Source organism: Providencia zhijiangensis (genome assembly GCF_030315915.2).
GTDB classification, from domain to species: Bacteria; Pseudomonadota; Gammaproteobacteria; order Enterobacterales; family Enterobacteriaceae; genus Providencia; species Providencia zhijiangensis.
Window position 1 is genome coordinate 2,552,730 of record NZ_CP135990.1, and the last position, 25,696, is coordinate 2,578,425.

The following is a 25,696-nucleotide window of genomic DNA, read 5'->3' on the forward strand; positions in this document are numbered from 1 at the left end:
TTGAATATTTAAATATTTTCACGGTAAAAATATAACAATACACTACCAGCCTGAACTTATTCCCAAGGTAGTGAATTATCATATGTTAATGTTGAGCTTCACTCGCCTTTCCTAATCCCTTCATTAACACATCAAACATCAATCCAGCAAAGCCTTTCGCTATCGCTTCGTTAGACAGGAGTTTCATTGCCATCTCATTATGAACATCCATACTCTCAATAATGGCATTATTGATTGACTCAGGGAATTGACCGAGCATGGCTTGTTCTTTTGTATTACTGCGCAGTTGATCCATAACGACTTCATTTTCTGAAATTTTGCCTGCAATGGTATTTGCGTAATTAAGCATATCATTTTCAGATAAACCATCTTCAATAAACAAGTCGTTCATTCGCTGGATGATCTCGTTAAGCAATTCAGTTTTGGGATCTTTCGGCACAGCACCTGAGCCTTCTTTTGCCGCAGGCAAATAGGGCTTTGGTTCTTCTCCAATCATAAGGCCAAGCTGTAAATCGGCTTCGCGTTGCTCGTGAAGACGGTAGTGCGTCATCACCACATCTGATAAATCAATTTCGTCTTCCACAACATCGAGGCGCAGCAACGGATGGAGATATTTAGCGAAAATACTCAGCTTTTCTAATTCATAATCATCAAAATTGACAATCTGAGACGTAAATTCGTAGTAGCGATAGAACGAGATGAGGTCTTTCTTGAACACCTCAAGAATGTCTCTCGCCTCTTTCGCGTGCTTTACGCTATTTTCAGCATACTTAATTTTTTTGTCGTTCTTCTCAATTTTTGCCTTAGACAGCTCCGATTGTGCAGCTCGAAGAACTTGCGACGCTTCTTTGTAACGGACAGAAAAGCGGTCAACAGCTGGCTTACACAAATTAGCGAGTTTGGCTTGATTTGCTTGCTTGTTGTTATACGTTTCAACAAACATCTCAACCTCTCTCCATTGATAAATACCAACTTTGTCGAGCTTTTTCATTAGTTCATAGACAATGTTTGGATCAGAGACATCAGCTAGTTCTGCCGTTTGGAAATATACTTTAAACTCTGCCAATATATCTTCAGGATCATTAACGAAGTCGAGCACAAAGGTTTTTTCCTTACCTTTATAAGTGCGGTTTAACCTAGAAAGTGTCTGAATACACTCAACGCCTTTTAATGGCTTATCGACATACATCGCCACTAATTTCGGCTGGTCAAAACCTGTTTGGAATTTATTCGCCACCAGCATGACCTGATAATCTGAGGTATCGAATGCTTTACGCATATCGCGACCACGGAGATTAGGGTTCATATTATTTTCAGTGAAAGCATGATCAGGGAAATCAGGATCATTCACTTCTCCAGAAAATGCCACCATTGCATTAACGTTAGTGTAGCCCTTTTCTTGCACATATTTTTCAAAAGCCAATTTGTAGCGTACAGCCTCTAAGCGGCTACTAGTGACGACCATTGCTTTGGCTTCACCACCTAACAAATACTTAATTTTATCATTGAAATGTTCAATGATAGTTTCCACTTTTTGAGCAATGTTGTAAGGGTGAAAGCGAACCCATTTTGCCATTTTCGATGCGGCTTTTTTGCTATCTACCTCATGATCTAAATCCGGATTTTTATGCGCTAATTGGTAAGCCACTCGGTAACTGGTGTAATTTTGCAGAACATCGAGAATAAAACCTTCTTCAATCGCTTGGCGCATTGAGTAGACATGAAAAGGCTGGGGTTTATTGGTATCGCTTGCAGGCTCATAAGGATTGGGCCTACGACCAAACAACTCTAGTGTTTTTGCCTTCGGTGTTGCTGTAAAAGCAAAGTAGCTGAGTTTATTCGAGCCTTTACGAGCTTCAAGTGATAAACGCAGCATATCTTCACTGTCTAGCTCTTCATCGCCATCTAGCTGCTCAGCCATAAGGACTTCACGCAGTTTACGAGCCGTTGTCCCTGTCTGGCTGGAGTGCGCTTCGTCAGCAATCACAGCGTAACTTCGGCCCGCAAGCGTTGAGTCTTGGCGTATCGCCTCTAGTACGTGAGGAAAAGTTTGAATGGTCACGATAATAATAGAGGTGCTAGCCTTCAACTCCCCAGCTAATTGGCTGGATTTAGAGCCTTGAGCCTCTTCGCGGTTAACACGAGCAATCATCCCTTCGCTGTGGTCAAACTGATAAATAGTATCCTGTAGCTGACTGTCTAACACCGTTCTGTCGGTGATCACAATAACAGAATCAAATACCTTATCCCCTGCTTGCTTATCAAGCTCAGGGTGACCGATATCATAGTGTTTTGATGCTAATTGGTGAGATAACCACGCAATCGAGTTTGATTTACCTGAACCCGCACTGTGTTGAATGAGGTATTTATGGCCTGTACCTTCATGGTCTACGGTTCGGAGTAACTTAGAAACTACCGACCACTGATGGTAACGAGGAAAGATCAGCGTTTCTTTTTGACTAATTGAACCATCTAAATTTTCAACATCTTTGACTTCAAGGTGAATATATCGCCCAAGGATAAGCAGTAAATTATCTTTTTGGAAAATTTCATTCCAAAGATAGGATGTCGCATAGCTGCCATCTTCGGGGATATCGTTCCCCTTACCACCTTCACTTGTTCCTTGGTCAAACGGTAAGAAATACGTATTTTTGCCATTCAAATGCGTGGTCATTGCCACGTTGTACTGACTAACCGCAAAGTGAACTAATGCCCCCCGTTTGAAGGTCAATAACGGTTCAGACTTATGTGTCTTCTTGTCTTTCGGTAGCCTGTCCTTCATATATTGCACTTTGGCATTATCAATTGACTGTTTAAACTCTGACTTAAGCTCACAAGTGGCAACAGCTATCCCATTCACGAATAGCGTTAAATCTAATCGACCGTCATAACCATTGGGTGAGTAAACCAGTTCTGGCACAACACGTAGAATATTTTGCTGATAACGAACCGCTGCCGTTGGGTTGAGCTCGTGATCTGGTTTAAAGCTGCAAAGATTAAACTTAGCACCTCGATTATTGACCTTGTTTCGCAATACCCAGAGTGTGCCTTCTTTTTTCAGTTCTTGCTCTAATGATTTGAGTAGCGCATCCGCCGTTGTATTTGGAAAGTGCTGCGCGAGTTTATCCCATTGCTCTGGCTGTGTAGCTTTCACAAACGTGATAACGTCTTCAGGATAAAGAGCCAACTCTTTGTTGTACTTGCTCGATTCGCCTAATAACCAACCGTGAGACAGCATTTGTTCAAGGATGTCGTTTTGGAATATTTTTTCTTGTGCTATATCAGACATTACAAGCACCCTTATCATCATCGCATCGATGCGAAATCCAAAGTTCGTTCAGTCGTATAGTTGGTAAATCACCATTATTATAAAATTTTATTTGTGAAAGATAGAAGCATAAACGAGCACTCGCTTCTCTAATTGACTGCGTGAGTAATTCTGTATCATTCGTCTTTGAAATTAAAGATATTAATGCTCGGGCTTCTTGCTCCGCTTTACTCGATAACTTTATTAGCAAATCACAGTCAATTACCTGAGAAATCGTAGTTCCACCAATTTTCAGTGGTTCATTCAACCTTTTTTGGGCTTTGTTTAAAGCTTTATCTGTAACCTTTGATGAGTTATATGCTTGAATCATTGACGAAATAGCACTTAGCGAACTAACAAAAAGATTAGCTATAGGTAGTAAATCCATTAGTTAGCTTCCTCCAAACACCATATTTGTTCCGCTATCTGGCGATACAACTCACATCGCTCTTTGATATCCGCTACTTTCATTTCCGGATGAGCTTTAAACGCTAAGCCATTGCAAGAAAAAGCCTTATTAAAGTTAGGATTATTTTCATATGCTAATGGGTGTAGTGACTTAACCAGTAAGTTTTCTTTGATATAGTGAGGAAGCTTATCTACATAAGTTTTATCGCTGTATGATTGATTTGTTCCTCTCTGTAACAGTACAAGTGCTCCAATACTATTGCGTGTATTACGAAAATCATTTTGTTGCTCAAACTCGTCTTTATGATCATCGAAGTTGTTAGCCCATAAATGCTCAATCTCAAAAGGCTTACTTTTTACTGCATGATAATAAGTAGAAAAATTCGTATTCTCCCCTGCTAGACCATCTACATAACCTGATAAGCGTGAGAGTAAATATTTAACAAAACGACCATTTTGACCATGCAGGCGGAACCCCTCGAAGCCATCCCATGTCCCATCCATCTCATTAAGTTTTTTATCAAAGATAGCAAGTAGTTCACTGTATTCTTTGTTACGTATTTCTTTAACCAGATTGTACATCGTGTAACGAATCGAACTCGCTGAGAAGTTACGAAAGTTAATCGCTCTGCGAACACAGAAAATATCAATGTATTTCGCGACAAGGTTCATTTTTTTATTGGCTAATTCAATGGAGTCTGTCGTTTTTAATGGCGCAAGCATTAAAGGATTACTTAGAGAGGTTGCTATACCCCATTGATAGATGTAGTGAATCGAGCTAAGTTCAGGAATGATCTTTTCTTCCGCCTGACGAAGACGTTTATATGCATTCACGTAGTACTTAAATTCGGTGTTAATAAACACATCAAACTCATTTTCACCAGCTTCAGCAAGGCCCATTCTAGAAAGATTATCTCTTACCCAATTATGAAAACGAGTACCTATTTTTTCGAAGTCTTCATTTAGTGAGCCAGCCTTACTTTGGCGGATTGATTCAGCGTATTTTGCTCTTAGCCATGCTTGCATAAATCGCTGGTCTTCTTCCTTTTCAAAAACTTTGAGATCAATGATCGTTTGTTTCCAAAAATCATTCGCCTTTTGTCGCTTTTTATCGTCGCGATACTTAGATAACAAGAAGCCTTTCAACATTTCAGTTGGGGTTAAATTTAGGCCCCTGTCATTCATTGTCTCAAAAATGGTATAAGCATTATCATCGCTATATGCCACTATCTCAACAAGAACAACTAACTCCTTAAGCCAATCAATAAATAGAGGTAAGACCGTCTCATCAATACGATCTATGGGGAACGCATCACTGATATTTTGATAACGAGCAACCATATTAACCGTTGAAGCATCAGCATCTTCAGGTGGCGCATACTCTCCTTTATTAAATAAAGCATCAAGACAAGCGATACGCTCTGGCACATCTATATTGAATGATTTTTGTCCGAATTTCTCAGAGAAAATCATACCTGAAACAGCTTCATCTAAGCCAAGTTCTTGTTGTTTATTATTCAAGTAAATCAAAAATAACGTTAGCGATGTTAAGCGTTGTTGACCATCAATAATACTCCGCTTGCCTGCTTTTTCACTGAGGACAAAAGGACCTAAATAGTAACTGTTGTAATCAGCCACATCTTGACGTTGGTGTTTTGGGTCGTAGTTGTCCAAAAATGCATTACACAAGTCGGTAATGAGCTGCTCTATATGAGTTTGTTCCCAGCTATATTCACGCTGATAATAATCAACGGTATATTTTTTATTATCGAGTACTTCTAAGATAGAGCGATTATTTGCATCAATTTTGTTTTCAAAACGACTCATTATTGAATTCCTTTTGGTTGCCAATCACGCACATCAATTTTGCCTGTTACTGCGGCTGAAATAAGAGCTGTTTTGCGTTCTTTTAATAACTCAATTGTGTTCATTACTTGTGCTTCAAGCCGCAAAAACTTAGCTTCATTTTTTTTAATATAGTTAACTATCTCTATTTGTTCTTTTAACTGAGGAAGTATAGCGTTAATTGCAAGATAATCTTCTTTTGCTATATTTTGCATGCTACTACTAGCACCTTCTGCAGATAACGATATCTGATTTCTAAAACCTTCAACTGTCATAAAGTATGCTAAGAATTCAGCTTCTATATCAAAACTCTTATTAAAATTTGTTTGCCATAATCGATCAGGCAGGTAAATATTATCAATATCAACATTTACTAATGCACTAGCGCCAACCAATTCAGGAGTATTCATGCGACTTATGATGATTGCCCCTTTTCTGATAGGACACTTAACTCTTGGCAAGTCTTCTTGTAAAACCGTTTTATTTTCTTCTACACGAAAGCGTCTTGTATAAACACAGCTTGTTTTTAATACACCAATTTCACCCGTTTTGGCTGGTGTATCCGCAGCATTGACGCTACATCCAGACTCTAATGATTGAATGAGATGCTTGAGTTTCAATACAACCCAATGCTCTGGCACTTCACCCAACCATTCCACACCTGAATCCTTCATTGGTACATCTGGGTTAAGCCCTTTGGTCACTGCGTGAGAAATTACTGCTTGACGTTTTTCTTTTAACAACTCAACCAGTTTTTCTTGCTTGGTGATTAGAGTGTCAACTTTGGCGGTTTCGCGATCGAGGAAGTTAGCGATTTTCTTTTGTTCTTCCATTGAAGGGCAAGGCATTTCAATATTGCTAAACGTCTCAGTTCTTACTACTTTCCTTAGCCCTGTATAAAAAGGCTTTAAACCTTTAAATGTGTCAATATGGTAAAAATAATAATAGGCATAAGTTGGATAGCAACTATCAAAACAACCATATACATTATATGCACCAGTAATCATCCCATTTAGTGGTGAGATACCTATAGTTCTTGGTGTTTCATCTATATCAAACAGGCAAAAAACCAGATCATTTTCATCGACTTTTTGATAAGTATCAAAGCTCTCAGGTATCTTTCCTTCACCTGAAGATATATCTCGAGGAATAATACCTTTTAGTGTTAGTGATAACAGCTGATAGTTAGATGATTTACTTCCAACAAGGCTTCTCTTCAAAAAAAACATACGCTTTGTTCTCTCAACATTCCAATTGGAAGGAATCTCCTGAAGCCACTCAACCCCTGAATCCTTATACTCAGGATAAGCCTTATAACGCCCCGCCATTATGAATGTACCTCATTAAGCAATTGCATAATTTCTGCTGAGATCGCATCCAAATCAGCATCAATCTCGGCTAGTGCTCTCGGTGGTTCATAAACATAGAAATGGCGGTTAAATGGGATTTCATATCCAACAATACCCACTTCACCATCTTTCGGGTCTAGTTTACTTTCATCAATCCAAGCATCCGGTACGTGTGGCAGAACTTCTCGAGCAAAGTAATCGGCAATATTTTCAGTGAGTGGTACGTTTTCGTTATCACGCAAATCAGGATTAGATTCAATCTGGCCTTTGGCTTTGCACACTTCAGCTTCATCGTCGTGCTCACCAAGGTGTTTGACAATCAGTTTTAACTGCACAGCACTTAGTTTAACATCCACCAGCTTGCTTTTTAGCTGCTTGAGGAATTTATCACGAGACAAATATTTTTCGGAGTCAAAGGAAGCGAGAGCATCAAGAATAGCTTGTTGGCTGATTTCATCCATTTTCAGCCAAACACTATCTGCTTGCAGAGCTTCAAGGCGTATAGCATCTTTCGGGTAAATGGCTAATTTCAGTGGGCGTTCAACCGTAATTCGACGATAGCCAAACGCTTTGTAATCAAAGATTTTACTAAAATCGTTTTCTACAAACTGACCGTATGTTTGCACGATTGTCTCAATCGCTTCTTCTGTTAGTTCTTTTCGCTTACTACCCAGTGATTTACGCATGACAGCATAAAACACGTTTTCATCATCGCCTTCAACTTCACCACCACCACTACGCCCGCGCCCACCTGTTTTCGCTCGCTCTTTTGACGCATTAATTAATTGAACCTTACCTTTGCGAGCAGTTGGCTTATGGTTAGATAACACCCAAATATAAGTGGCAATACCCGTGTTGTAGAACATATCAGTAGGCAACGCCACAATTGCTTCGAGTAGGTCATTCTCCAGAACATAACGTCTAATTTCACTCTCACCGCTACCCGCTCCGCCAGTAAAAAGTGGGGAGCCATTTAGGATGATACCAATACGTGAACCACCTTCACTTTCAGGGCGCATTTTACTAATTAGGTGCATCAAAAACAGTAATGAACCATCAGACACGCGAGGTAAGCCCGCACCAAAGCGGCCTTCAAAACCTTTTTGGGTATGCTCATCAGTGATGTATTTTTGGATTTTCTTCCAATCCACACCAAAAGGTGGATTAGATAGCATATAGTCAAACTTATCACTGCGGAGCTGGTCATTCGATAACGTATTGCCCAGTTTGATATTATCGACCTTCTGCCCCTTAATCAGCATATCTGCTTTACAGATTGCGTATGACTCTGGGTTCAGCTCTTGACCGAATGCTGATAGAGAGGCTTTCTCGTTGAGTTTGTGGACATACTCCATACCAGACGATAAGAAGCCACCGGTTCCTGCTGTAGGGTCATAGATTGAGCGTACCAAGCCTGAACTGGTTAACTCTTCTTCGTTAGTGAAAAGCAATGACGTTGTCAGCTCAACAATATCCCTTGGGGTAAAGTGTTCCCCTGCGGTTTCATTTGAGCTTTCGGCAAAGCGTCGGATAAGCTCTTCAAACACTAAACCCATACCATAGTTGCTAATGGCGTCAGGGTGAAGATCTGTGGTCGCAAAACGTTTTGCAACTTTATAAAGCAGGTCGGCTTCTTCCAATTTATCGATGGTATTAAAAAAGTCGAAATACTCAAAAATCTCACGGGCATTTGGGCTAAATGATTGAATATAATTCTGAAGATTATTCGCTACACCAGTTTCACCAAGACGGTTCAAATCCATTTTTGAGGTGTTATAAAAGCTTAACTGCGCAGCATGGGTAAGTAGTTTGTCCTGCGCTTCAATCGGCATTGATTTTACTGCATCGTATTTAGCCAGAACATCAGCCTTTGTAGCAGCAAGGACACACTCTAAGCGCCTTAGCAAGGTGAAAGGGAGAATGATGCGTCCGTATTGAGATTGCTTGAAGTCGCCACGTAACAGGTCAGCTACTGACCATAGAAATGCCGCTGTTGAAGAGAAATTGTTATTAGTCATTGTAATCAGCACATTGAATATTAAAAAAGTTAACTGATTGTACCTTTATAACAAGCCTAGTGGTAGAGACATACAACGCAGAAAATACAGATTATCCACCAACTTAGCCAAGTCAGTGAACATGGCCTTGATAAAACTGCAAAGCGAAATAATAACTTGCACGTCAATCATGGCCACTAAGTGAATAATTCTACAAACATATTAATAAACAAACCTCTATTCACTCACATCGTTCTCTTTGTACTTAAGAGCCAAGTCATAATACCCATCACGATTAATATGCCAATGGAGCATACATTGCTGTACTAGCAATTTATAATAATTGTAGCGATCAACAAAAATTGGTCACAAATTTAGATAAATAGCTACTTCAATGTAAGATAACCAACGCATCAATACAAAATGTTGATATTACCGGAAACGGTTTTATCTAATATCAATTACTGCACTTTATAAATAACGACTCTAGCGGACGTTAATGGCAGTAACGTCCGTTTCTAGTTAAGTTAGATACTCGTTCATTGTCTACTCCTCCCAATAGACCTATACCCATCGTCATAACTTTTAGTATAGTTTTTAGCCAAATACTCCATGCGCTTTAATAGCTGGTTAAGCTTCTGTTCATAATCTTCCTTATTAATATTCAAATGAAAGACTCCACTAACAGGAAAATGTACTAATGATGAATACATAATAGAATCTAATCCTAAAGCGCTATACCATGCCTGTTGAATTAAGGCGGCTAAACTATTATCAGAATCGAACTTTCCTGCACCGTGGTATAAGTCTTTATTAAGTAATAATAAAGCATGATAATGTTTACGTCGGTTACTATTGCCTATTTCACGTACCCATATATAACGTAAACGATTTCGCCAGCGACGTCCCCAAATTTTATTTTTCCTTAGACAATCAACACGTAGTTTGGCTTTAAGTGATTCAATAAAACGAGTTATTTCTAGACTTGAATTACTATATTTGTAATCACTTGGAAAACGTAGGTCTATCCGTAAAGCTAAAGTACGGGGAAATTCATTTACTGCTTGATTGATTACATCAACAAACACATTTTGATATTTTTTATTGTATGAGTATTCTTGCATTTATTTATACCAATGATCATTGTTCTAGACCATAAAAACATCGGTATAAATATACAATATCAAAATCTAACCATTTAAATTAAAACAACCAAAATAGAAATAAACTTTAACTACTTATCTTCATATAATGGAATGCATTAAATTAAACTTATTAACTTAATATTGATTAATTAAATTAATAATAGATAATTCACTTAATTAAATTGATTATATATATTATATATATTACTATACCGACAATATTAGCCATGATAAAAACGATAGAGTTAATTAAAAAATAGCCAACTTGCCAAACATTAATAAATTCACAAGTTATAGTTTCACTCTGATATTAGCTTTACCATTTTTAAAGTAACGTACTGTTATTTATTGCTACAATCGCAACAGTAGCAACTTAATAAAACGAAAAAATCGGATTGTTTGTAAAATCATTGTATCTAAATTGAGCTCCTTCACAGACTAACCTTGCACCTTTCCGTGAATATTCAATATCAATAGCTTTAGCTTTCTCTAGATTAAATATAACTTTTTCAAGTAATTTACCCTTTCGTAATGAGTTAGGTCCATTACGTCGAATATCATTAAATTTAATGTAATCACTATTTCGACGGGAATACTCTCGATTTAGCCATGATAATAGTAATGCTTCATAGTAACCATCTTCATAAGAAAACAGATTAATAGCCTGTTCCATATACCACTCGCATAATAACCACGCACCTTGAATATATTCTTTTTTTATTGCACAACTCCCCTCTGTAAAATAACTGAGCAATGCCGATAGCCGAGCAACATTATTCGATAATTTTGATGCAAAGTCATTCATATTAGCGTACTTTCTATCAGGATGAATTTGATACTCAATTTTATTATATATTTTTTCCCATTCATACTGTGCCTCTATATCTAATAATAAACATTCTCTATAACTATTTTTTATATTCTGGCTCCCCGCCATTAATAATTCAGTTGTTTTTTGATAAAAACAACAAAGGTGTACTTGTTCATTTGAATGAGGTCGAATAAATCGTTCCCCTTGTGTCGACAAATTTTCATCGATAAAAACAGGTAAACAACGAGCAAAAAAACCACTTCCTCTCGCCTTTTCACCTTGACGTTTTAAATATAAATCAAATGGTTTCTTTTGTACCATCATAGATAAAGTAATACGACCATCTTCTATTGTAAAACTTTGGGTTGTTTTACGTTCAACATGAAAATCAACACCATCCCACATTGAATTAATAAAACTCAGATCTTTCATAACCTGTCTATCTAATATATTAGCACCTTCATCAGCAATTAGACCTATGTTTGAAGAATGTTGTGACATAGCGGACTGTAACGCTTCCGGGGTTACATTACTATAAATATATCGCTGAGATTTAGGCCGCATAGGCTTTTCAGCTTGTAACTCTTTTAAACGTTTAGACTCTACCTCAGTGTATTGCCCTTCAGCTGTTTTTTTCTTTATTAAACCTAAAATGGCTTTTTCTTTAATTTCCCATACTTTCAATTCAATTGAGTAATTTTTATTACTTTCATCAAATTTACGTAACAAGCTCTCATCATGTTGATAAAATGGTCTCATGACCATTCTATCAACTGTCGTTTTTCTTTCTCCTGAGTTGGCTATCACAAATAAAAATAACGATACTGGAGATTCAAAAAATGGATTAACTTTCACATTAATTAGTCTTTGGCTAGCTAATGAAATAGCACTAATTACCGATGATGCAATTAATGGGATAGGAGCTTGCGTAAGTTCTTCAACATCTAAAATAACTTCACGTAATTTGGATGGAAATGCATTCAAAGGGAAATGGTTCATGATAAAACACCTTATTTATTTAACTTGGATACATTTAATAAATCGCAATCCTCATCGCAAGTCAATTAATAATTCCCAAATTAAAATTAAATGGTTTATATCCTATTAAATTAGCCAAAATTAACCTATGTCATATAATTTCATATTGCATTGGACATATTTAGATTATTTATTCAAATAGAAATAAAAAAGAGAAGATGAATTCCCACATAAAACGAACCAAACTTCTCTTAAATTTTTTTTATTTTTTTCTGAGCACTTCATCAAAAACTTTTTTAACATTTTGATCTTGTCTAGACCAAACCATTATCCGATTATGAATCTGGTCACTTAATTCAGACTCATCTTTAAATTTATTATTCTTATCACCTGACGAAGGCCATCCATTCTTTTCTACAAATGCATATAGTTCATACTCAATGGCTCTATACGCTTCAATTTTCTTTTTCCAGCCATCTCTTGGCTTTTTATTCTTTAATAAGCGAATGACTTCCGCTTTAACGTCATCAAAACGTGCAGCTTTTAATTTCCCTGCTTGCACTTTTTGTTGCTTTACCTCCAGTTTTCTTTGAATACCCTGTTCATGATGTAAAATCCCATTGCAATTATCTAAGTATCTAATAGCTCTAAACAAATCATCTAATCCCTCATTAGGATTAGTCTCTATTTTCCTTGTTCCAAGCCGCCAATATACTGCTGATAGTATTAAAAAATCCCCCATAGTTTCTTGAATACTTTCACTTGAGTGAAGCGATTCCGTTTTCCAACGCCACTCGGCATCATTTGTCATGCCTTCGATTAATTCATTATGCTGTTCATCAGCCTCAGGCTCAGGAATGAAAACGTCCCAATCTAAATATTTAATTGTCTCAACTACTGAATATTTTTCATATCCATACTTATCACTTAGACCTTTAATAAATTTTTTTAAATTAAAATCTTCCATAAATCAACCTATTACAATTAATAATCTAATGCGTAAAATTTTAGGTAATGCAAGCGTGTTTTTTTTAAAAAACTACGCTGTATTCTTCTAACTCACAGTAAGTTCAACTTTAGCAATCAGAGGATTACCGCTATGTCTTCATACAGTGTCAAAATTTTACGCATGCCCGCTGTTAACAAAAAGCTTGGGATCGCCCCTTCTACTATTTACGATTGGGTTAATCCCAAATCTCCCCGTTACGATGAAACATTTCCAAAACAACGCCAATTAGGAAGTAAGTCTGTTGGATGGTTAGAATCGGAGATTGACGAGTGGCTTTTAAAACGAAAAATAACCACCATTTGAATTCTTTCCAGTGGTCAATGTTACAAAAATAACAAGAAGTTCGATACAATCATGAATATATTACACATTTCCCTAATCTTAATAATGGGAAACCTGAATATATTTTTATGTGATTAAATGTACTAACATTTTAAAAAATTACTGAGATATATATCATTTTATTGATATCTCACCCTTGATATCTCAATAGCTACCAGCCATCCATTTGGGTGGCTGATTTATTTTGAGGTTAATATGAAAAAATTATCGGGCTATGCCCTTATTCGTCGCCATCTGCGACGCTACCCTCGTTCACTGCGTCAAACCTTATTAAAAGAACTCAATCAGCTTGTTACCTATCAGCCTGTGATTGGCATTATGGGAAAAACAGGTGTTGGGAAATCCAGTCTGTGTAATGCCTTATTTCGCAGTCAAGTTTGTGCTGTCAATGCTATTGAAGCTTGTACTCGGCAGCCCCAACAGGTCAAATTGCGCTTTGGACGACACACACTAACGCTAGTTGATTTACCGGGTGTCGGAGAAAGCCAACAGCGTGATGAGGAGTATCGTGAGCTCTATCGTGAGTGGATACCTAAACTCGATATGGTGCTTTGGGTACTCAAAGCTGATGACCGTGCTTTCTCCATTGAAGAGCAGTTTTATCAAACAGTATTCACGGAGTATAACGGAGAGCTACCAGCTATTACTTGGATTTTGAATCAAGTTGATAAGATAGAGCCTGTCGAGCAGTGGCACTGGGCATCCGCACAGCCTTCAAAACAGCAGCAAGCTCATATCACATTGAAACGACATGTTATCGCCAAACAAATGCATATCTCTGCAGATACCATCATTCCGATATCTGTTAAAGGCCGATATCATCTCCCCCAATTGGTGGAGGCGATTATTACTCGTCTCCCAAAGCAAGCACTTAGTCCCTTAATCCCACATCTACAAAATATCTATCAGACCACAACGGTTATCAATCATGCGCGTAGCTCTTTCGGTGATACGGTCGTAGATATCATTGAGCGCGTGATTGATTTCGCTCCACTTCCTCAAGTCGCTCGGCACGCCCTCAAATCAACAACTCATCATATTGCTAAAGCAGCGCGCTCTGTCTGGTCATTTTTCTTTAGTTAATTCAATTAAATGATTGTCATATTGAGCCATCAGTAAACGATTTTACGTTGTCATGATCGAATTTGTCGATCGAACCGATCGGTTTTTTTCATTATCCATACGGAAATGATGGCTATACAATCTCTCAGAGGTATTAATGACTTAAATTTATTTATAAAAATCAATGCGATAAATCGCAGGGTTTGTCACGTTATTAAGAATTGAGAGCCATCAGTTGTTTGTTGAGCACTCACTTTTTGTTCGTATTAATCAAGTCTTAGAGCCTTTTATCTGAATAGGCAAAATCACTAATTGGAAAATATCATGAAAACAAAACTTATTATTTCTGCACTTTTTATTTCGGCTTTAACACCGACATTCACTCACGCTTTTGGTAACTCACACACTTGGACGAGTAACAAGACACAAGGCGTGACCGAGTTTGTCATTCTAGGTCAGGGCAAATCTCAGCTTTATCTGTCTTGTAATGATGACGGTCATCAGCCCGCAACAATTATTTTTACTGATATTAATGGCCGACAAGCCCGTATGGATGCAGACCAATCCCTTGAAATGAAATTTGCAGGTGAAGAGGTTGCAAATGTGAGCGAAAGTGAAAGCCATATTGGAGCTCAATTTGTGCAGTGGGCTTGGAATATGCTACGCAGCGAGGAGCAAGTCACCGTGTTTGGCGAAGGGGTTGCTTCGAGTACCTTTACACTGGATGGGGCTGCCGCAGTTATACCTTACTTTGGCGAAAACGGCTGTGTACCGAAATTCGTATTTTAGTATTCCAATTCGGAAAATGGCTCAATATTAAACAATCGACTTTATTAGACGTTCCTTGAATATCATATTCAACACTATTTCTCTCTTTATCAATAGGTTTCCTATCATGAAAAAACAACTTTGTGCGCTCTTATTAGGGCTCAGTACTTTTTCTGTCTATGCTGAACAAGCGCCAATTCAACTCAAATCAGGCCCCAGTAATGCAGGGCGTACATACAGTAAAGTGTATATTACTTCGAATGTTGATAGTGTGATTATCAAGAAAATCATCGTTAATCGAGGCAATTGTAAAGATGCAGAGTATCTCCCTTGGAAGCCAATTAGGCTGAATTTTGGCAGCACGTATGAACGTATTTTCACAGGAAAACGAGCGGGGACACCCTGTAATGTGCTCGAAGTAGCTGTTGATACAAACCAAGGTGTATGGACATTTAACTTCAAATAATCATTCTTATTTTTACCCTAATCTTGTATGGCCTGCTCAGCATAGCAGGCTACCTTATTTTGTTTATCAATGACCCCCTCTCTTACATCTAATGTAAAGCGCATTGCTTCACGTTATTTACCAAACGCATTTTTATGCTTATTTATACCCCTCAGCGTACTTATTATTCAATTATTACATGGAGATATCACATGTCATCCCCTTATTCAGCCTTGCAACCAAACACGCTTATGCAAGCTAGTGTTGTTCCTCTTTCTGCTAGGCCAAATTTCTGGCAAACCCACTTTGGCACAGTAAAAGGCTTCGCCACGTTTGAAGTAGTAATTTTCACTATCATGGGCCAGTTCTGTGATGAGTACACTGGCGGCTATTGGGAGTATTGCACCTTACCCAACGGTGGCGCATTTATTTATCCTGATTTGGACTCTGAAAAACTCACACTGTTCAATATGCACAATGGCAATGAAACGCAACTGAGCCCTGAAGCGGCAGGTGTCGCTGTCTGCTTGATGTTGTATAGCCAGTGGTCATTTAGAACGGAAAGTGAAGTACTGGTTGAGCGTTTCTACCAACTTCGTGACTATGCCATTCAACATCCTGAAAGTTCAGCTATTTTTCATCTTATCGATTAACTGCATCCTTAATTTATTCTCTCAGCCTTACCTATCTTATTTATTTTCAAGGAAATTTATTATGACTCGCTTAGCTTCCCGCTTTGGTGCGGCGAATAGTATTCGTCGTGACCGACCGTTAACTATTGAAGAATTGTTTCGTACTGTACCGAGTGTTTTTTCTGAAGAAAAACACGAATCCAGAAGTGACCGATACACTTATATCCCCACCATTACCTTATTAGATAGTCTTCAAAAGGAAGGCTTCTATCCGTTCTTTGCTTGTCAGACTCGTGTACGTGATACCAGTCGTCGAGAACACACGAAGCATTTGTTACGGTTACGTCGTCATGACCAAATCACAGGAATCCAAGTACCTGAAATTATTCTCTTAAATAGTCATGATGGTTCAAGCAGTTATCAAATGTTACCGGGATTATTTAGAGCTGTATGTTCGAACGGTTTAGTGTGCGGTGATACCTTTGGCGAAGTGAGAGTACCGCACAAAGGCGATGTGGTGAGTAAAGTAATTGAAGGGGCTTATGAGGTATTGGAAACGTTTGATACGGTTGCTGAAAAGCGCGAAAAAATGCAATCATTATTGTTACCACCACCAGCACAACAAGCCTTAGCACAAGCAGCTCTGACCTATCGTTTTGGTGAGGAACATCAGCCTATTACTGAGGAGCAAGTATTACAACATCGTCGCTGGGAAGATAAGAAAGATGATCTTTGGACGGTATACCAACGTTTGCAGGAGAATTTAATTAAAGGGGGGTTATCGGGCAGAAATGCCAAAGGCAAGCGCGCTCGTACTCGTTCGGTGAATGGCATTGATGGTGATATTAAATTGAATAAGGCATTGTGGGTGATGACAGAAAAGATGCATGAGTGCTTTTCTGGAAGAGAAAGAATATAGAAATAGCAGCACATTATTTTTCATAAAATGATGTGCTGCAACCTATTTGTCAGTAGCTTTATGTTTTGTTAAACAGAAATTATTTACAGGGTCAGGGCGCTCGAACCTTCGTTTTCTCTAAATGTTTATACAAGAGCAGATGGTTCATTCACATTAGGCAATTAGTCAAATATTTTACCCCAAAGGTACTTAACACCTAAACCAACTCCAGTGGCAACGGCCACACCAACAATGACTGGTGCAGCACCTACAGCACTTACTCCTGTTAATGCTGACAACGCGACGGTTGTTCCCCCCGAAGCTGCAACCCCACTCGTGATCCCAGCCGCACTTCCTCCAACCACACCTGCTAAATTTGAAGCTGTAGACGTTGCCGCAAAAGAGCTAATGGCACTTGATGCTGTGGTTGAAGCAACGGTTGAATTTATTATTGTTGGTGCTGTGGTTCTTAGTGCGCTAGTACTAGCTGCATTCACAACGGTTTTCAGCAGACCAGCACCAGCTTGTGCTCCGTTTAAATATTTATATATTGTGTATCCATTGTAAGAAACATTGACAACATTAACTGTTGCTTTTACAACGGACTGTACCTGCTTACTTTCCTTTGTTCCAGTTACGCACCAGTTGGCGAAGTGTTCACAATTATTTGTAGCTACATTGTAATCATCTTCACCTATTTTTTGTCTAGCTCTGTTAACTATTTCTTCTGGAGTGTAGATTGAGTATTCATGTTGAACAACGCCAATAAGTTGCTTCTCGCCTGAAAATTCAATAAGCGTTGTTTCTTGAATGCCGTCTTTAGAAAGACCATGTGAAAGGCCTGCATAGTGAACTACTTTATCACCGCCAATATAAATACCGTGGTGTGTGTAGCCTGTTCGTGGAGAATAAATATGATCTCCTACTTTCAGATTTAATGTGCCCATTTTTTTACCTTTTGAAATTTTCTACTATAAATAGTATTCTTATTTTCAATCTAACTAAAGTTAAATTTTAATTAATGTAAATCTGGTGACCTTATGGTGGCATGAAATTATGGAACTCAACATAACTCTTGCTTTACAGCCATTAAACCATCATTAGGATCAGTCTTAAAGTACAGGCGGCTAATATGCAGAACTTCATTTGGGAGAGGTCAAATCCGGCATCCATACAACCTTAGAATAGTGTGTGGTATGTGTATCACACTCGCTTAGGGTATGGGTAGTTATTACATCACTGCCACTATCTCCTAATTTATTCTCGGTTAAAAGTTATACCCCGTAAGTTTCCGCAATTGTCACTAGTCTTGACAATTACCGGGCAGGAAGTACTACTACCTAGCCATTGTCAGCATTTACTGATTAATATGCGGTATTTATGCAGTTATTGGGTGAGTACCAGTGAGGTGATGATAGGCTCGAAATGCTTACCTATAAATATGCATTTGAATACATACATCTGATTGTTTTTTATTCAATCTAGTTTTTAATTATTTATGATGAGAGACGGTATAGAGTGGTTGAGTTTTCTCCAACCACTCTATACTAAGAGACTAAAATAGGTTCATAAGTTTATTCAGTGCTTTTTTTCGTTTTATGATCATGTAGTCATCTATGTCATTTACATTGTTCAACGCTGCATAGATCAGAACATCAAGAGGTAAACTAGTTGACATAGTTTTTCCACCATACTCATACTGAACTGAACCCATCTGTTTTATAATATAATCTTTAGAAATTTTATTGTATTCCCACACAATAATTTCTTCACCTTTTAAAATATGGGTAAGAGAATATCTTTTAACATTATTTTCTGCATATTGATTAGCTTCTTGTTCTTCTTCTGTCTTTCTTCCACTTGATTCAAGGAATTTTAGCTTAGTTTCAGTTTCTTCAAAGAGAACTTTATTTTTAGTTAATTCATCTGTTAATTGTGAATTTATAACATTACGAACATTTGTACTGTATTGTTCTAACAAACTATGGTACTCGGCAATTTTGCGATCTTTTTCTTCTGAACAGTCATTTGCTATTCTTTTCGTGGTTTCTTCGCTTAACCCTTGTTTTCTTACTAATTTATCGTAATCTGGCTTGTATGACCTTGAAATACAATTTTCTAATTCCTTATCGTAATCTGTGGGTTCGTAACGACTCAAATGATCAACACATATTTTTTTCATTTCTTCATTATGTTTTGAGTTTATTTCATCAATCCAGTGTTTATCATTTCTAAGCGATTGTATAGCATCGTAAGTTTCACGGGCTACGCACTGTTTGTATAAACCATAACTTTGCCCTCCCCCCTCTATTGCGAACTTGTATTTAACATGAGCACCAGAGTCAGTGTCATTTTTTTCTATAAGATACTGGTATAGAGCATAATATTCATCAAAGTCCATGTGTAATGGACCGTTGTTAAATTCTAGTCTTGCTATTTCATCAAGTTTTTGTGCTTCTGGTGAGTAACTGTAACTCCTAATAGCATCAAATATATATCCTTGGTATTCTTGATTTTTCCTTAGTATAAAAATATTGTTATCGTCATTTAATAATTTTGTGATAATTTCATTATGTTCTTTGATGTTACCCAGCGTATTTTTTGCTCTTTCAATTTCGCTTTCAGTTTTATCAACCGCGAGTTTTAGACCTTCTTGTTTTGAAGTGTTTCTCAGATTATTGGCATAGCCTTCATCAAATGAGAAATGTGTTTTGCCTTTATTTAAGTTACAAGTGTACTGCACCGTTTTAGTTTCTTTATTCTCTTGCCATAAAACACTACCGCAAACACCTCGATTATCAAGTATTTGGCCTATAGTATAATTATTGAAACCTTCGAAATGTTGATTTTTAACTTCATCGATGGGACTATCGCCACACCCAGCTAATAGGGCGATACAGGAAGTCATTACTATTTTTTTGAACATATCTATTCTATGCCTTTTTTATCATAATTTTCATTATTATAAGTCATAAATCGTATTTAAAGTAAACTTAATAAAAAGCATATATGTACGTAAATACATATTGTCGGGGGTGGACACTAGCTTTAGTGCGTATACTATAGGTTATTGGGCTACCCTCTATGACTTGACAATTTTTAAATTTATTTTGAACGACCTCACACAAGTTGTTTTTAACCAAGGAACAGAAATAAGGTAAAATCCTCATTTTCCCCTTTACCACACTAGCTAAAATATTAACCTCTGAGATAAATAGCAATTTTTGTATTTGTTGATAAAATACCAAGTTACAGTAAATAAGTGCTCCACTAAATCTAACGCTTAAAAATCAATCAAATTATTTTTAGGCACCTTATTAGGCACTTTTGAAAAGTTGAATTGAAAATTAGCACTATAAAATCATTTAGTTAAGCGACGAATTCAGACTCCGCCAGCACCAAAGAAGACTGAAAAGCCCGCTGATTATGAATTAGCGGGCTTTTTTATATCCTACTCAGCCTAATATTACCTAACTCCCCCCAATCACTTTAGGCTGCCTACAATAACCCATCAATGCTCCATCATTTCATGCACAATATCCTTACCGCTCATAGAATATGGATAATACGTTGGCCAATTCTCTAATTGAGTCAATAAAGCCTCCTGAGATTCATCCCCCATATAAAGATGGAAATGCCCGGCTTTCTCTGGGGCAATAATATGGTCGCTAAACTGGATAAACTTCGGAGCTTGGCTCTTTTTATCCTTACACTCAAATAAATAACGGACGCCCTTCTTGCCTGAAGAATAATTTAAAATTCGGTAACCCGCGTAATCATATTGGCACTGAGCAACCTTATCCCCACGGTGGAATTCAATAATATTATTCTCAATACCAATCATATCCACATCAGTTTTATACCCTTTGGCATAATAATCTCGATACTCTTGCGCGGTTTTATCCTTATTCTTTGCAGCCTTATCCTTCATTACCGAGTCTAATGTTCCATTAGCAAGATAAGGCTCCACTGATTGCCAAACACCGTCCCAATCACTCAATTGACGATCTTTAACATCACTATTCTCAAAAATACCTTTTGCCGCATTGCGTTGCGCTTCCGTTTGCGGTTTATCATGATGATGTCCATGTGCCATCGCTGTGTGACTGAATAAACTGGCTAATACAAGCAGTGAAAGAATATTTTTTGTCATCATTTTTCCTCTCTGGTTTGAACAAAATTCCCAAAACGCTTATTAAAGCGAGCAACATTCCCTTCCTGTGAATGGGTTTTCTGTTTCCCGGTATAAAACGGGTGAGAATGCGAGGACACATCGAGAGGAACATACGGATAACTTTTCCCTTCAAACTCAATGGTTCTTTCTGTTTTTATGGTTGATCCAACCTTGAAATAAGCATCTGCCGCGGTATCGTGAAAGATCACCACTCGGTAATCTGGATGAATATTTGGCTTCATCGCCAGCTCCTTTTGTTATGTTATAATATAACATTAATATTTTTTGGCGCAATTGACCACTCTTTTTTAACCATGATTTTTATATGGATAATAAATATGGGATACATTTCCTTCCCATACACATGACGCTGTACATACCTAGATAACCCGCGTGATGCGTATTATCTAAGCAGCAACATAAGCTACGAAAAATTGAATTTAATGGAGGGAGAATAAAACCACTACCTAATCACTTTATATCCTCATAGTTCTTTATTCGTTGAAACTTCATTACTCAAACTCTACTTTTAATTACGTATTAATCCAATATAACCACTTTAAAGTTATCGGCCAGTCAAAAAAACTGTATTTTTACATTAGTAAGGATAAACATCCGTATTTTACCTTCCCTTTTACCTGAAAAATGATGCCATACTCTATGATTGTTTCATTAAATTTAATATAAGAATAAAGAAACAACCTAAATTAGTCTTAACCAAACAATTTTAATAAAAAAAACTAATGATTATTTTTATATTTTACTCGTCTACTCTTTTGAGGTTTTATACTTATTTAATTAGAATTTTTGCCTATTGATGTTAAGCACTACTCAAACTTATATGTCATGAAGGAAATGAAAATGACAGGAAAATATCCTATTGCCAAAATAGTGGGGAGCAGAATAAAGAAACTTAGAAAAGAATACGGATTAACAGGAACAGAAGTTGCAGCGTATCTCAATGTGAGTCAACAACAGTATTCTCGTTATGAGCGTGGTATCAATAGAATTGATATAGACTCGCTCGTTATAATAGCTGACTTTTTCAAAATAAGTATACATTACTTCTTTGAAGAAGTTTCCATCGCACAAGTAAATAACACAGCGGTACAAGCAGAAATATATTAATAATGAATAAATACTTGCACTCGAAGTTACGCTCAAAATTTTAAGGATCTCCTTATATTTATTCAGTCATTTAACGAATAATCTATGCTCATGTTTTCGGGCACTATAATTAATTAGCATTAATGAATATTACGTTTCCATTAAATTACTGTGGTATCAATATATTGATATCACGTTATTAACCTGCTAAGACACAGTCTTGGTCTATTAAAATTAGTATTACATAAAGGATTTAAAAATGAAAAAGACATTATTAACCACTTCAATTATCGCATTAACTTTAGGTGCGGCATCGACTGCATTTGCAGCTGATGTAGGAAGCGGTACAATTGAATTTAATGGTACAGTGAATACCGGTGCTTGCACTATTGCGCCTTCTTCAGTAAATAAAGAAGTTCAATTAGGTTCTGTACCAGTAGCATCATTAAAAACAGCTGGAGCGCAAGGTCCAAACGTTGACTTCACTTTAGAATTATCTGACTGCGTATTAGATCCAACTGAAAGTGAAACAGACTATTCTAAAGTTAAAGTAAGCTTTACTGGTCAAATGGATACAGCTGGTAACTTATGGGCGAGTACAGGTACGGCACAAAACGTAGGTGTCTTATTCCAAAATGATGCAGGTCAAAGCATCAAAACTGGTGACACTATTACGCAAAACCTGAATGCAGGTGCAAATACAATTCACTTATCTGCACGTATGCAAGCATTAGGACAAGCAACTTCAGGTTCTGTTAAATCAACTGTTGCATACGTTTTAGATTATCAATAATTTTTAATATTACTATTCATCGTAATAAACCTTAATTAGTAATTAATTTACTGGATATGCTACGCCTAAAATCCATAGCATATCCAGTTATTATTTAAATAAAAATCAACAACAATAATGTTTTTATATAATATTCCGGTTAATTAAAATGAACAAATTTAAAAAAAACATAGTGGCGAGTTTAATCTCTAGCTTATTTTTATATTCAAACTATGTAAATGCAGACTCTGTTCAATTTAATCAGGATGCTTTATCTATTTCTGGCGACACAAATATTGACTTAAGTTCATTTGAGAAACACGACTCACAGGAAGGAGCATATTTTTCTAGCGTGTCAATTAACGGTAGAAAAACAAACTTTTTTGATAAAATTGATTTCTTTAATAAAGAAGGATCTATACAACCCTGCATTTCACAAAAAATAATAGCCGTTATTGGCTTAAAAGAAGAGTTCATCAATAAAATACCAACATGGTCAGATGGCCAGTGCTATGATTTATCAGCACAGGACAATAATATTTCATCACTCTTTGATGATGAAAAGCAAGAACTCTCATTATCAATACCACAAGCTTATTTTCTATACTCAGATGAAAATTGGGTACCGCCTATGCAACGTGAAGTAGGCATTAATGCACTAGTATTTGATTATAATATTGTAGAAAATTACATAAAATATAAAAACGCTCAAGATACAAATAACTTAAGCTCATTTGGTGCTATTGGTACAAACATGGGGCGTTGGAGATTTCGTAGTAACTATCAATTCCAAAAAGATTTTAATAATAGTGATAACGATAGTTTTAAATGGGTTCAAACCTATCTTTTTACTGATTTACCTGACTTATCGGCTAAGTTCTTTGTAGGAAGATATTATACAGCAAGCCAGATCTTTGATTCTGTACGCTTTAATGGAGTCAGTGTTTTCACTGACGACAATATGCTGCCATCAATTCTAAGAGGTTATGCACCAAATATAACCGGTACAGCAACCAGTAACGCGACTGTCGTTATTTCTCAGAATGGACGTATATTAAGCCAAGTAAAAGTTGCTCCTGGGCCTTTTTCTATTGATAACTTGAGTTCTGCTTTATCGGGAACATTAGACGTCAAAATTACGGAAGAAGATGGTTCAGTTAGAGAGTACCAAATATCATCAACTAACATCCCATTTTTAACTCGACCAGGTATGTTTCAATATAAATTAAATGCCGGCCGATTAGCACCAATGGGTGAGAAAAATGTTGATAATGATTTTATTTCAACTGAATTTTCTTGGGGATTATTTAATAACTTATCCGCTTTCGGTGGATTATTTGCAACATCAGATAGTGAATATACTGCTTATAATGCGGGTATCGGTATAAACATGGAGCGCTTAGGGGCAATATCATTTGATATTACACAGTCTAAGAATCGCTTACATACTACAAATTCAAGTACAGGTGAAAGCTATAGAATCAATTATGCAAAAAGATTCTCTAACTCCAGTCGACTTGATTTAACTGGATATCAGTTCTCAAATGAAGGATTCATGTCCGTTAATGATTTTATTTTTACGAAAGGTAACCCATCGAACCTTCACTTTCGTCAAAAAAATGTTTTTACAACATCATTTACACAGCAAATACCTGATTTTAATGCTGATGTAAGCTTAAGTTATTCAAGAGAAAGTTATTGGAATGAACCTAAAAACAACGACACTTTAAGTCTATCGTTTAATAAAACAATTAAGAATGATTTTCTTGATAACGCACTTTTATCATTATCAATCAGTGAAAGTAGTTATGTGAGAGGAAGTCAATCTAAGCAGGCTTATCTTTCATTAAGTATTCCTTTTGTTGGCGAAAAAAATTCGCGATTACAATATTTTAGTTCATACAATGACCAAGATAAAAAATACAGTAATAATGTTAATTACCATACAAAAATGGATAGCAATAATTTAAGCCTAGGACTTTCAACAAGAGACTTTTTTGAAAGCACAACTATAAATGCATCTGCATCTCGTGATACTCAATATGGGACAGCACAGATAACAGGTTCATTTGGTGATGATTATCGTACATTAAGCGGGACGCTCGATGGCTCATTAACTATTACAAGCCAAGGCCCTGTTTTACATAGAAGAGTCTATGACAATCAAGCAAGAATGGTGATTGATACCGATAATGCTAAAGATGTTTCCATCAATCAAAATGAGTCAATTACAAATAGATTTGGCTTAGCGGCAATTAGTAATGTGCCGACATATTACAAATCAACTCAATATGTTGATCTGAATAATATACCTGAAAATGTCAGTGTGGATGATAGCGTCATTGAATCAACTTTAACTGATGGCGCCGTTGGTTATGCAAAACTAAATACGATTATTGGCGAAAAAGCATTAATTACCATCCAGTTTCCTGATGGACAAACACCGCCGTTTGGAGCTTTAGTTTATGACTCGGTAAAAGATACCGTATTAGGTATGGTTGCTGAGAATGGTCAAGTTTATTTAACCGGAATTCAACCGAACCAAAAATTAATAGTTAAATGGAATGGTGGGCAATCATGTCAATTAGTGACGAATAGCCAGATCATTCAAAACATCAATAATGTAATTTGTAATAAAGAATAAAAT

General features: G+C 36.9%; 21 protein-coding genes. 9 read left to right on the top strand and 12 right to left on the bottom strand.

What is annotated here, in order from left to right:
* Nucleotides 1-85 precede the first annotated feature (85 nt).
* The 8 genes from QS795_RS11780 to QS795_RS11815 all read right to left on the bottom strand — a co-directional run bounded on the left by QS795_RS11780 (nt 86) and on the right by QS795_RS11815 (nt 12,807).
* Nucleotides 86-3,289 carry a type I restriction endonuclease subunit R gene (locus tag QS795_RS11780; protein ID WP_286268959.1) on the bottom strand — a complete coding sequence of 1,068 codons (3,204 nt, stop codon included), beginning with the start codon at nt 3,287-3,289 and terminating at the stop codon, nt 86-88.
* Entirely contained in the window at nt 3,282-3,695 is a 414-nt protein-coding gene (locus QS795_RS11785) for a hypothetical protein (RefSeq protein ID WP_318626505.1), read from the bottom strand. Before QS795_RS11785 ends, QS795_RS11780 begins: the two co-directional genes overlap by 8 nt.
* Entirely contained in the window at nt 3,695-5,542 is a 1,848-nt protein-coding gene (locus QS795_RS11790) for a DUF262 domain-containing protein (protein ID WP_286268961.1), read from the bottom strand. Before QS795_RS11790 ends, QS795_RS11785 begins: the two co-directional genes overlap by 1 nt.
* Nucleotides 5,542-6,888: a restriction endonuclease subunit S gene (locus tag QS795_RS11795; RefSeq protein WP_286268963.1), complete on the bottom strand. Its 1,347-nt coding sequence runs from the start codon at nt 6,886-6,888 to the stop codon at nt 5,542-5,544. The genes QS795_RS11790 and QS795_RS11795 overlap by 1 nt, the downstream gene beginning before the upstream one ends.
* Nucleotides 6,888-8,927, bottom strand: coding sequence for a type I restriction-modification system subunit M (locus QS795_RS11800; RefSeq protein WP_286268966.1), 2,040 nt, complete (start codon nt 8,925-8,927; stop codon nt 6,888-6,890). The genes QS795_RS11795 and QS795_RS11800 overlap by 1 nt, the downstream gene beginning before the upstream one ends.
* A gap of 518 nt (nt 8,928-9,445) precedes the next feature.
* Complete coding sequence (locus QS795_RS11805) at nt 9,446-10,030, bottom strand: inovirus Gp2 family protein (protein ID WP_272513335.1); 585 nt, start codon at nt 10,028-10,030, stop codon at nt 9,446-9,448.
* A gap of 394 nt (nt 10,031-10,424) precedes the next feature.
* On the bottom strand, nt 10,425-11,861 hold the full coding sequence (locus tag QS795_RS11810; protein ID WP_286268969.1) for a YfjI family protein: 1,437 nt from the start codon (nt 11,859-11,861) through the stop codon (nt 10,425-10,427).
* A 241-nt stretch (nt 11,862-12,102) separates the two neighbouring features.
* Nucleotides 12,103-12,807: a hypothetical protein gene (locus QS795_RS11815; protein ID WP_272513333.1), complete on the bottom strand. Its 705-nt coding sequence runs from the start codon at nt 12,805-12,807 to the stop codon at nt 12,103-12,105.
* Nucleotides 12,808-12,939: 132 nt separating this feature from the next.
* On the opposite strand from QS795_RS11815, the gene QS795_RS11820 reads away from it, so the two are divergent.
* From QS795_RS11820 to QS795_RS11845, 6 genes are all read left to right on the top strand, one after another.
* The gene (locus QS795_RS11820) at nt 12,940-13,152 is read left to right on the top strand and encodes a helix-turn-helix transcriptional regulator (protein WP_094963223.1); all 213 of its coding nucleotides are present in this window, start codon (nt 12,940-12,942) and stop codon (nt 13,150-13,152) included.
* 234 nt (nt 13,153-13,386) lie between these two features.
* Entirely contained in the window at nt 13,387-14,274 is an 888-nt protein-coding gene (locus tag QS795_RS11825) for a GTPase family protein (protein WP_286268972.1), read from the top strand.
* Between the two features lie 303 nt (nt 14,275-14,577).
* Complete coding sequence (locus QS795_RS11830) at nt 14,578-15,042, top strand: hypothetical protein (RefSeq protein ID WP_286268974.1); 465 nt, start codon at nt 14,578-14,580, stop codon at nt 15,040-15,042.
* A 106-nt stretch (nt 15,043-15,148) separates the two neighbouring features.
* On the top strand, nt 15,149-15,487 hold the full coding sequence (locus QS795_RS11835; protein WP_286268976.1) for a hypothetical protein: 339 nt from the start codon (nt 15,149-15,151) through the stop codon (nt 15,485-15,487).
* Nucleotides 15,488-15,717: 230 nt separating this feature from the next.
* Complete coding sequence (locus QS795_RS11840; protein WP_286269166.1) at nt 15,718-16,119, top strand: antirestriction protein; 402 nt, start codon at nt 15,718-15,720, stop codon at nt 16,117-16,119.
* Between the two features lie 61 nt (nt 16,120-16,180).
* Nucleotides 16,181-17,017 (top strand): DUF932 domain-containing protein, encoded by an 837-nt coding sequence (locus tag QS795_RS11845; protein ID WP_286268978.1) that lies wholly within the window; start codon nt 16,181-16,183, stop codon nt 17,015-17,017.
* Between the two features lie 161 nt (nt 17,018-17,178).
* Here QS795_RS11845 and QS795_RS11850 read toward each other — a convergent pair whose 3' ends face one another.
* The 4 genes from QS795_RS11850 to QS795_RS11865 form a co-directional block, all read right to left on the bottom strand.
* On the bottom strand, nt 17,179-17,943 hold the full coding sequence (locus QS795_RS11850) for a lecithin retinol acyltransferase family protein (protein ID WP_286268980.1): 765 nt from the start codon (nt 17,941-17,943) through the stop codon (nt 17,179-17,181).
* A gap of 608 nt (nt 17,944-18,551) precedes the next feature.
* A complete protein-coding gene (locus tag QS795_RS11855; RefSeq protein ID WP_286268982.1) occupies nt 18,552-19,922 on the bottom strand; it encodes a hypothetical protein in 1,371 nt (456 codons plus the stop codon).
* 585 nt (nt 19,923-20,507) lie between these two features.
* Nucleotides 20,508-21,149 carry a metal-binding protein ZinT gene (gene zinT, locus QS795_RS11860; RefSeq protein WP_418055352.1) on the bottom strand — a complete coding sequence of 214 codons (642 nt, stop codon included), beginning with the start codon at nt 21,147-21,149 and terminating at the stop codon, nt 20,508-20,510.
* Nucleotides 21,149-21,412 carry a type B 50S ribosomal protein L31 gene (locus QS795_RS11865; protein ID WP_318626507.1) on the bottom strand — a complete coding sequence of 88 codons (264 nt, stop codon included), beginning with the start codon at nt 21,410-21,412 and terminating at the stop codon, nt 21,149-21,151. Before QS795_RS11865 ends, zinT begins: the two co-directional genes overlap by 1 nt.
* Nucleotides 21,413-22,031: 619 nt before the next feature.
* On the opposite strand from QS795_RS11865, the gene QS795_RS11870 reads away from it, so the two are divergent.
* The 3 genes from QS795_RS11870 (at nt 22,032) to QS795_RS11880 (ending at nt 25,693) form a co-directional block, all read left to right on the top strand.
* Complete coding sequence (locus QS795_RS11870) at nt 22,032-22,298, top strand: helix-turn-helix domain-containing protein (RefSeq protein ID WP_286268988.1); 267 nt, start codon at nt 22,032-22,034, stop codon at nt 22,296-22,298.
* 238 nt (nt 22,299-22,536) lie between these two features.
* Nucleotides 22,537-23,070: a fimbrial protein gene (locus tag QS795_RS11875; protein WP_036951059.1), complete on the top strand. Its 534-nt coding sequence runs from the start codon at nt 22,537-22,539 to the stop codon at nt 23,068-23,070.
* A 148-nt stretch (nt 23,071-23,218) separates the two neighbouring features.
* A complete protein-coding gene (locus QS795_RS11880; RefSeq protein WP_286268992.1) occupies nt 23,219-25,693 on the top strand; it encodes a fimbria/pilus outer membrane usher protein in 2,475 nt (824 codons plus the stop codon).
* Nucleotides 25,694-25,696 lie beyond the last annotated feature (3 nt).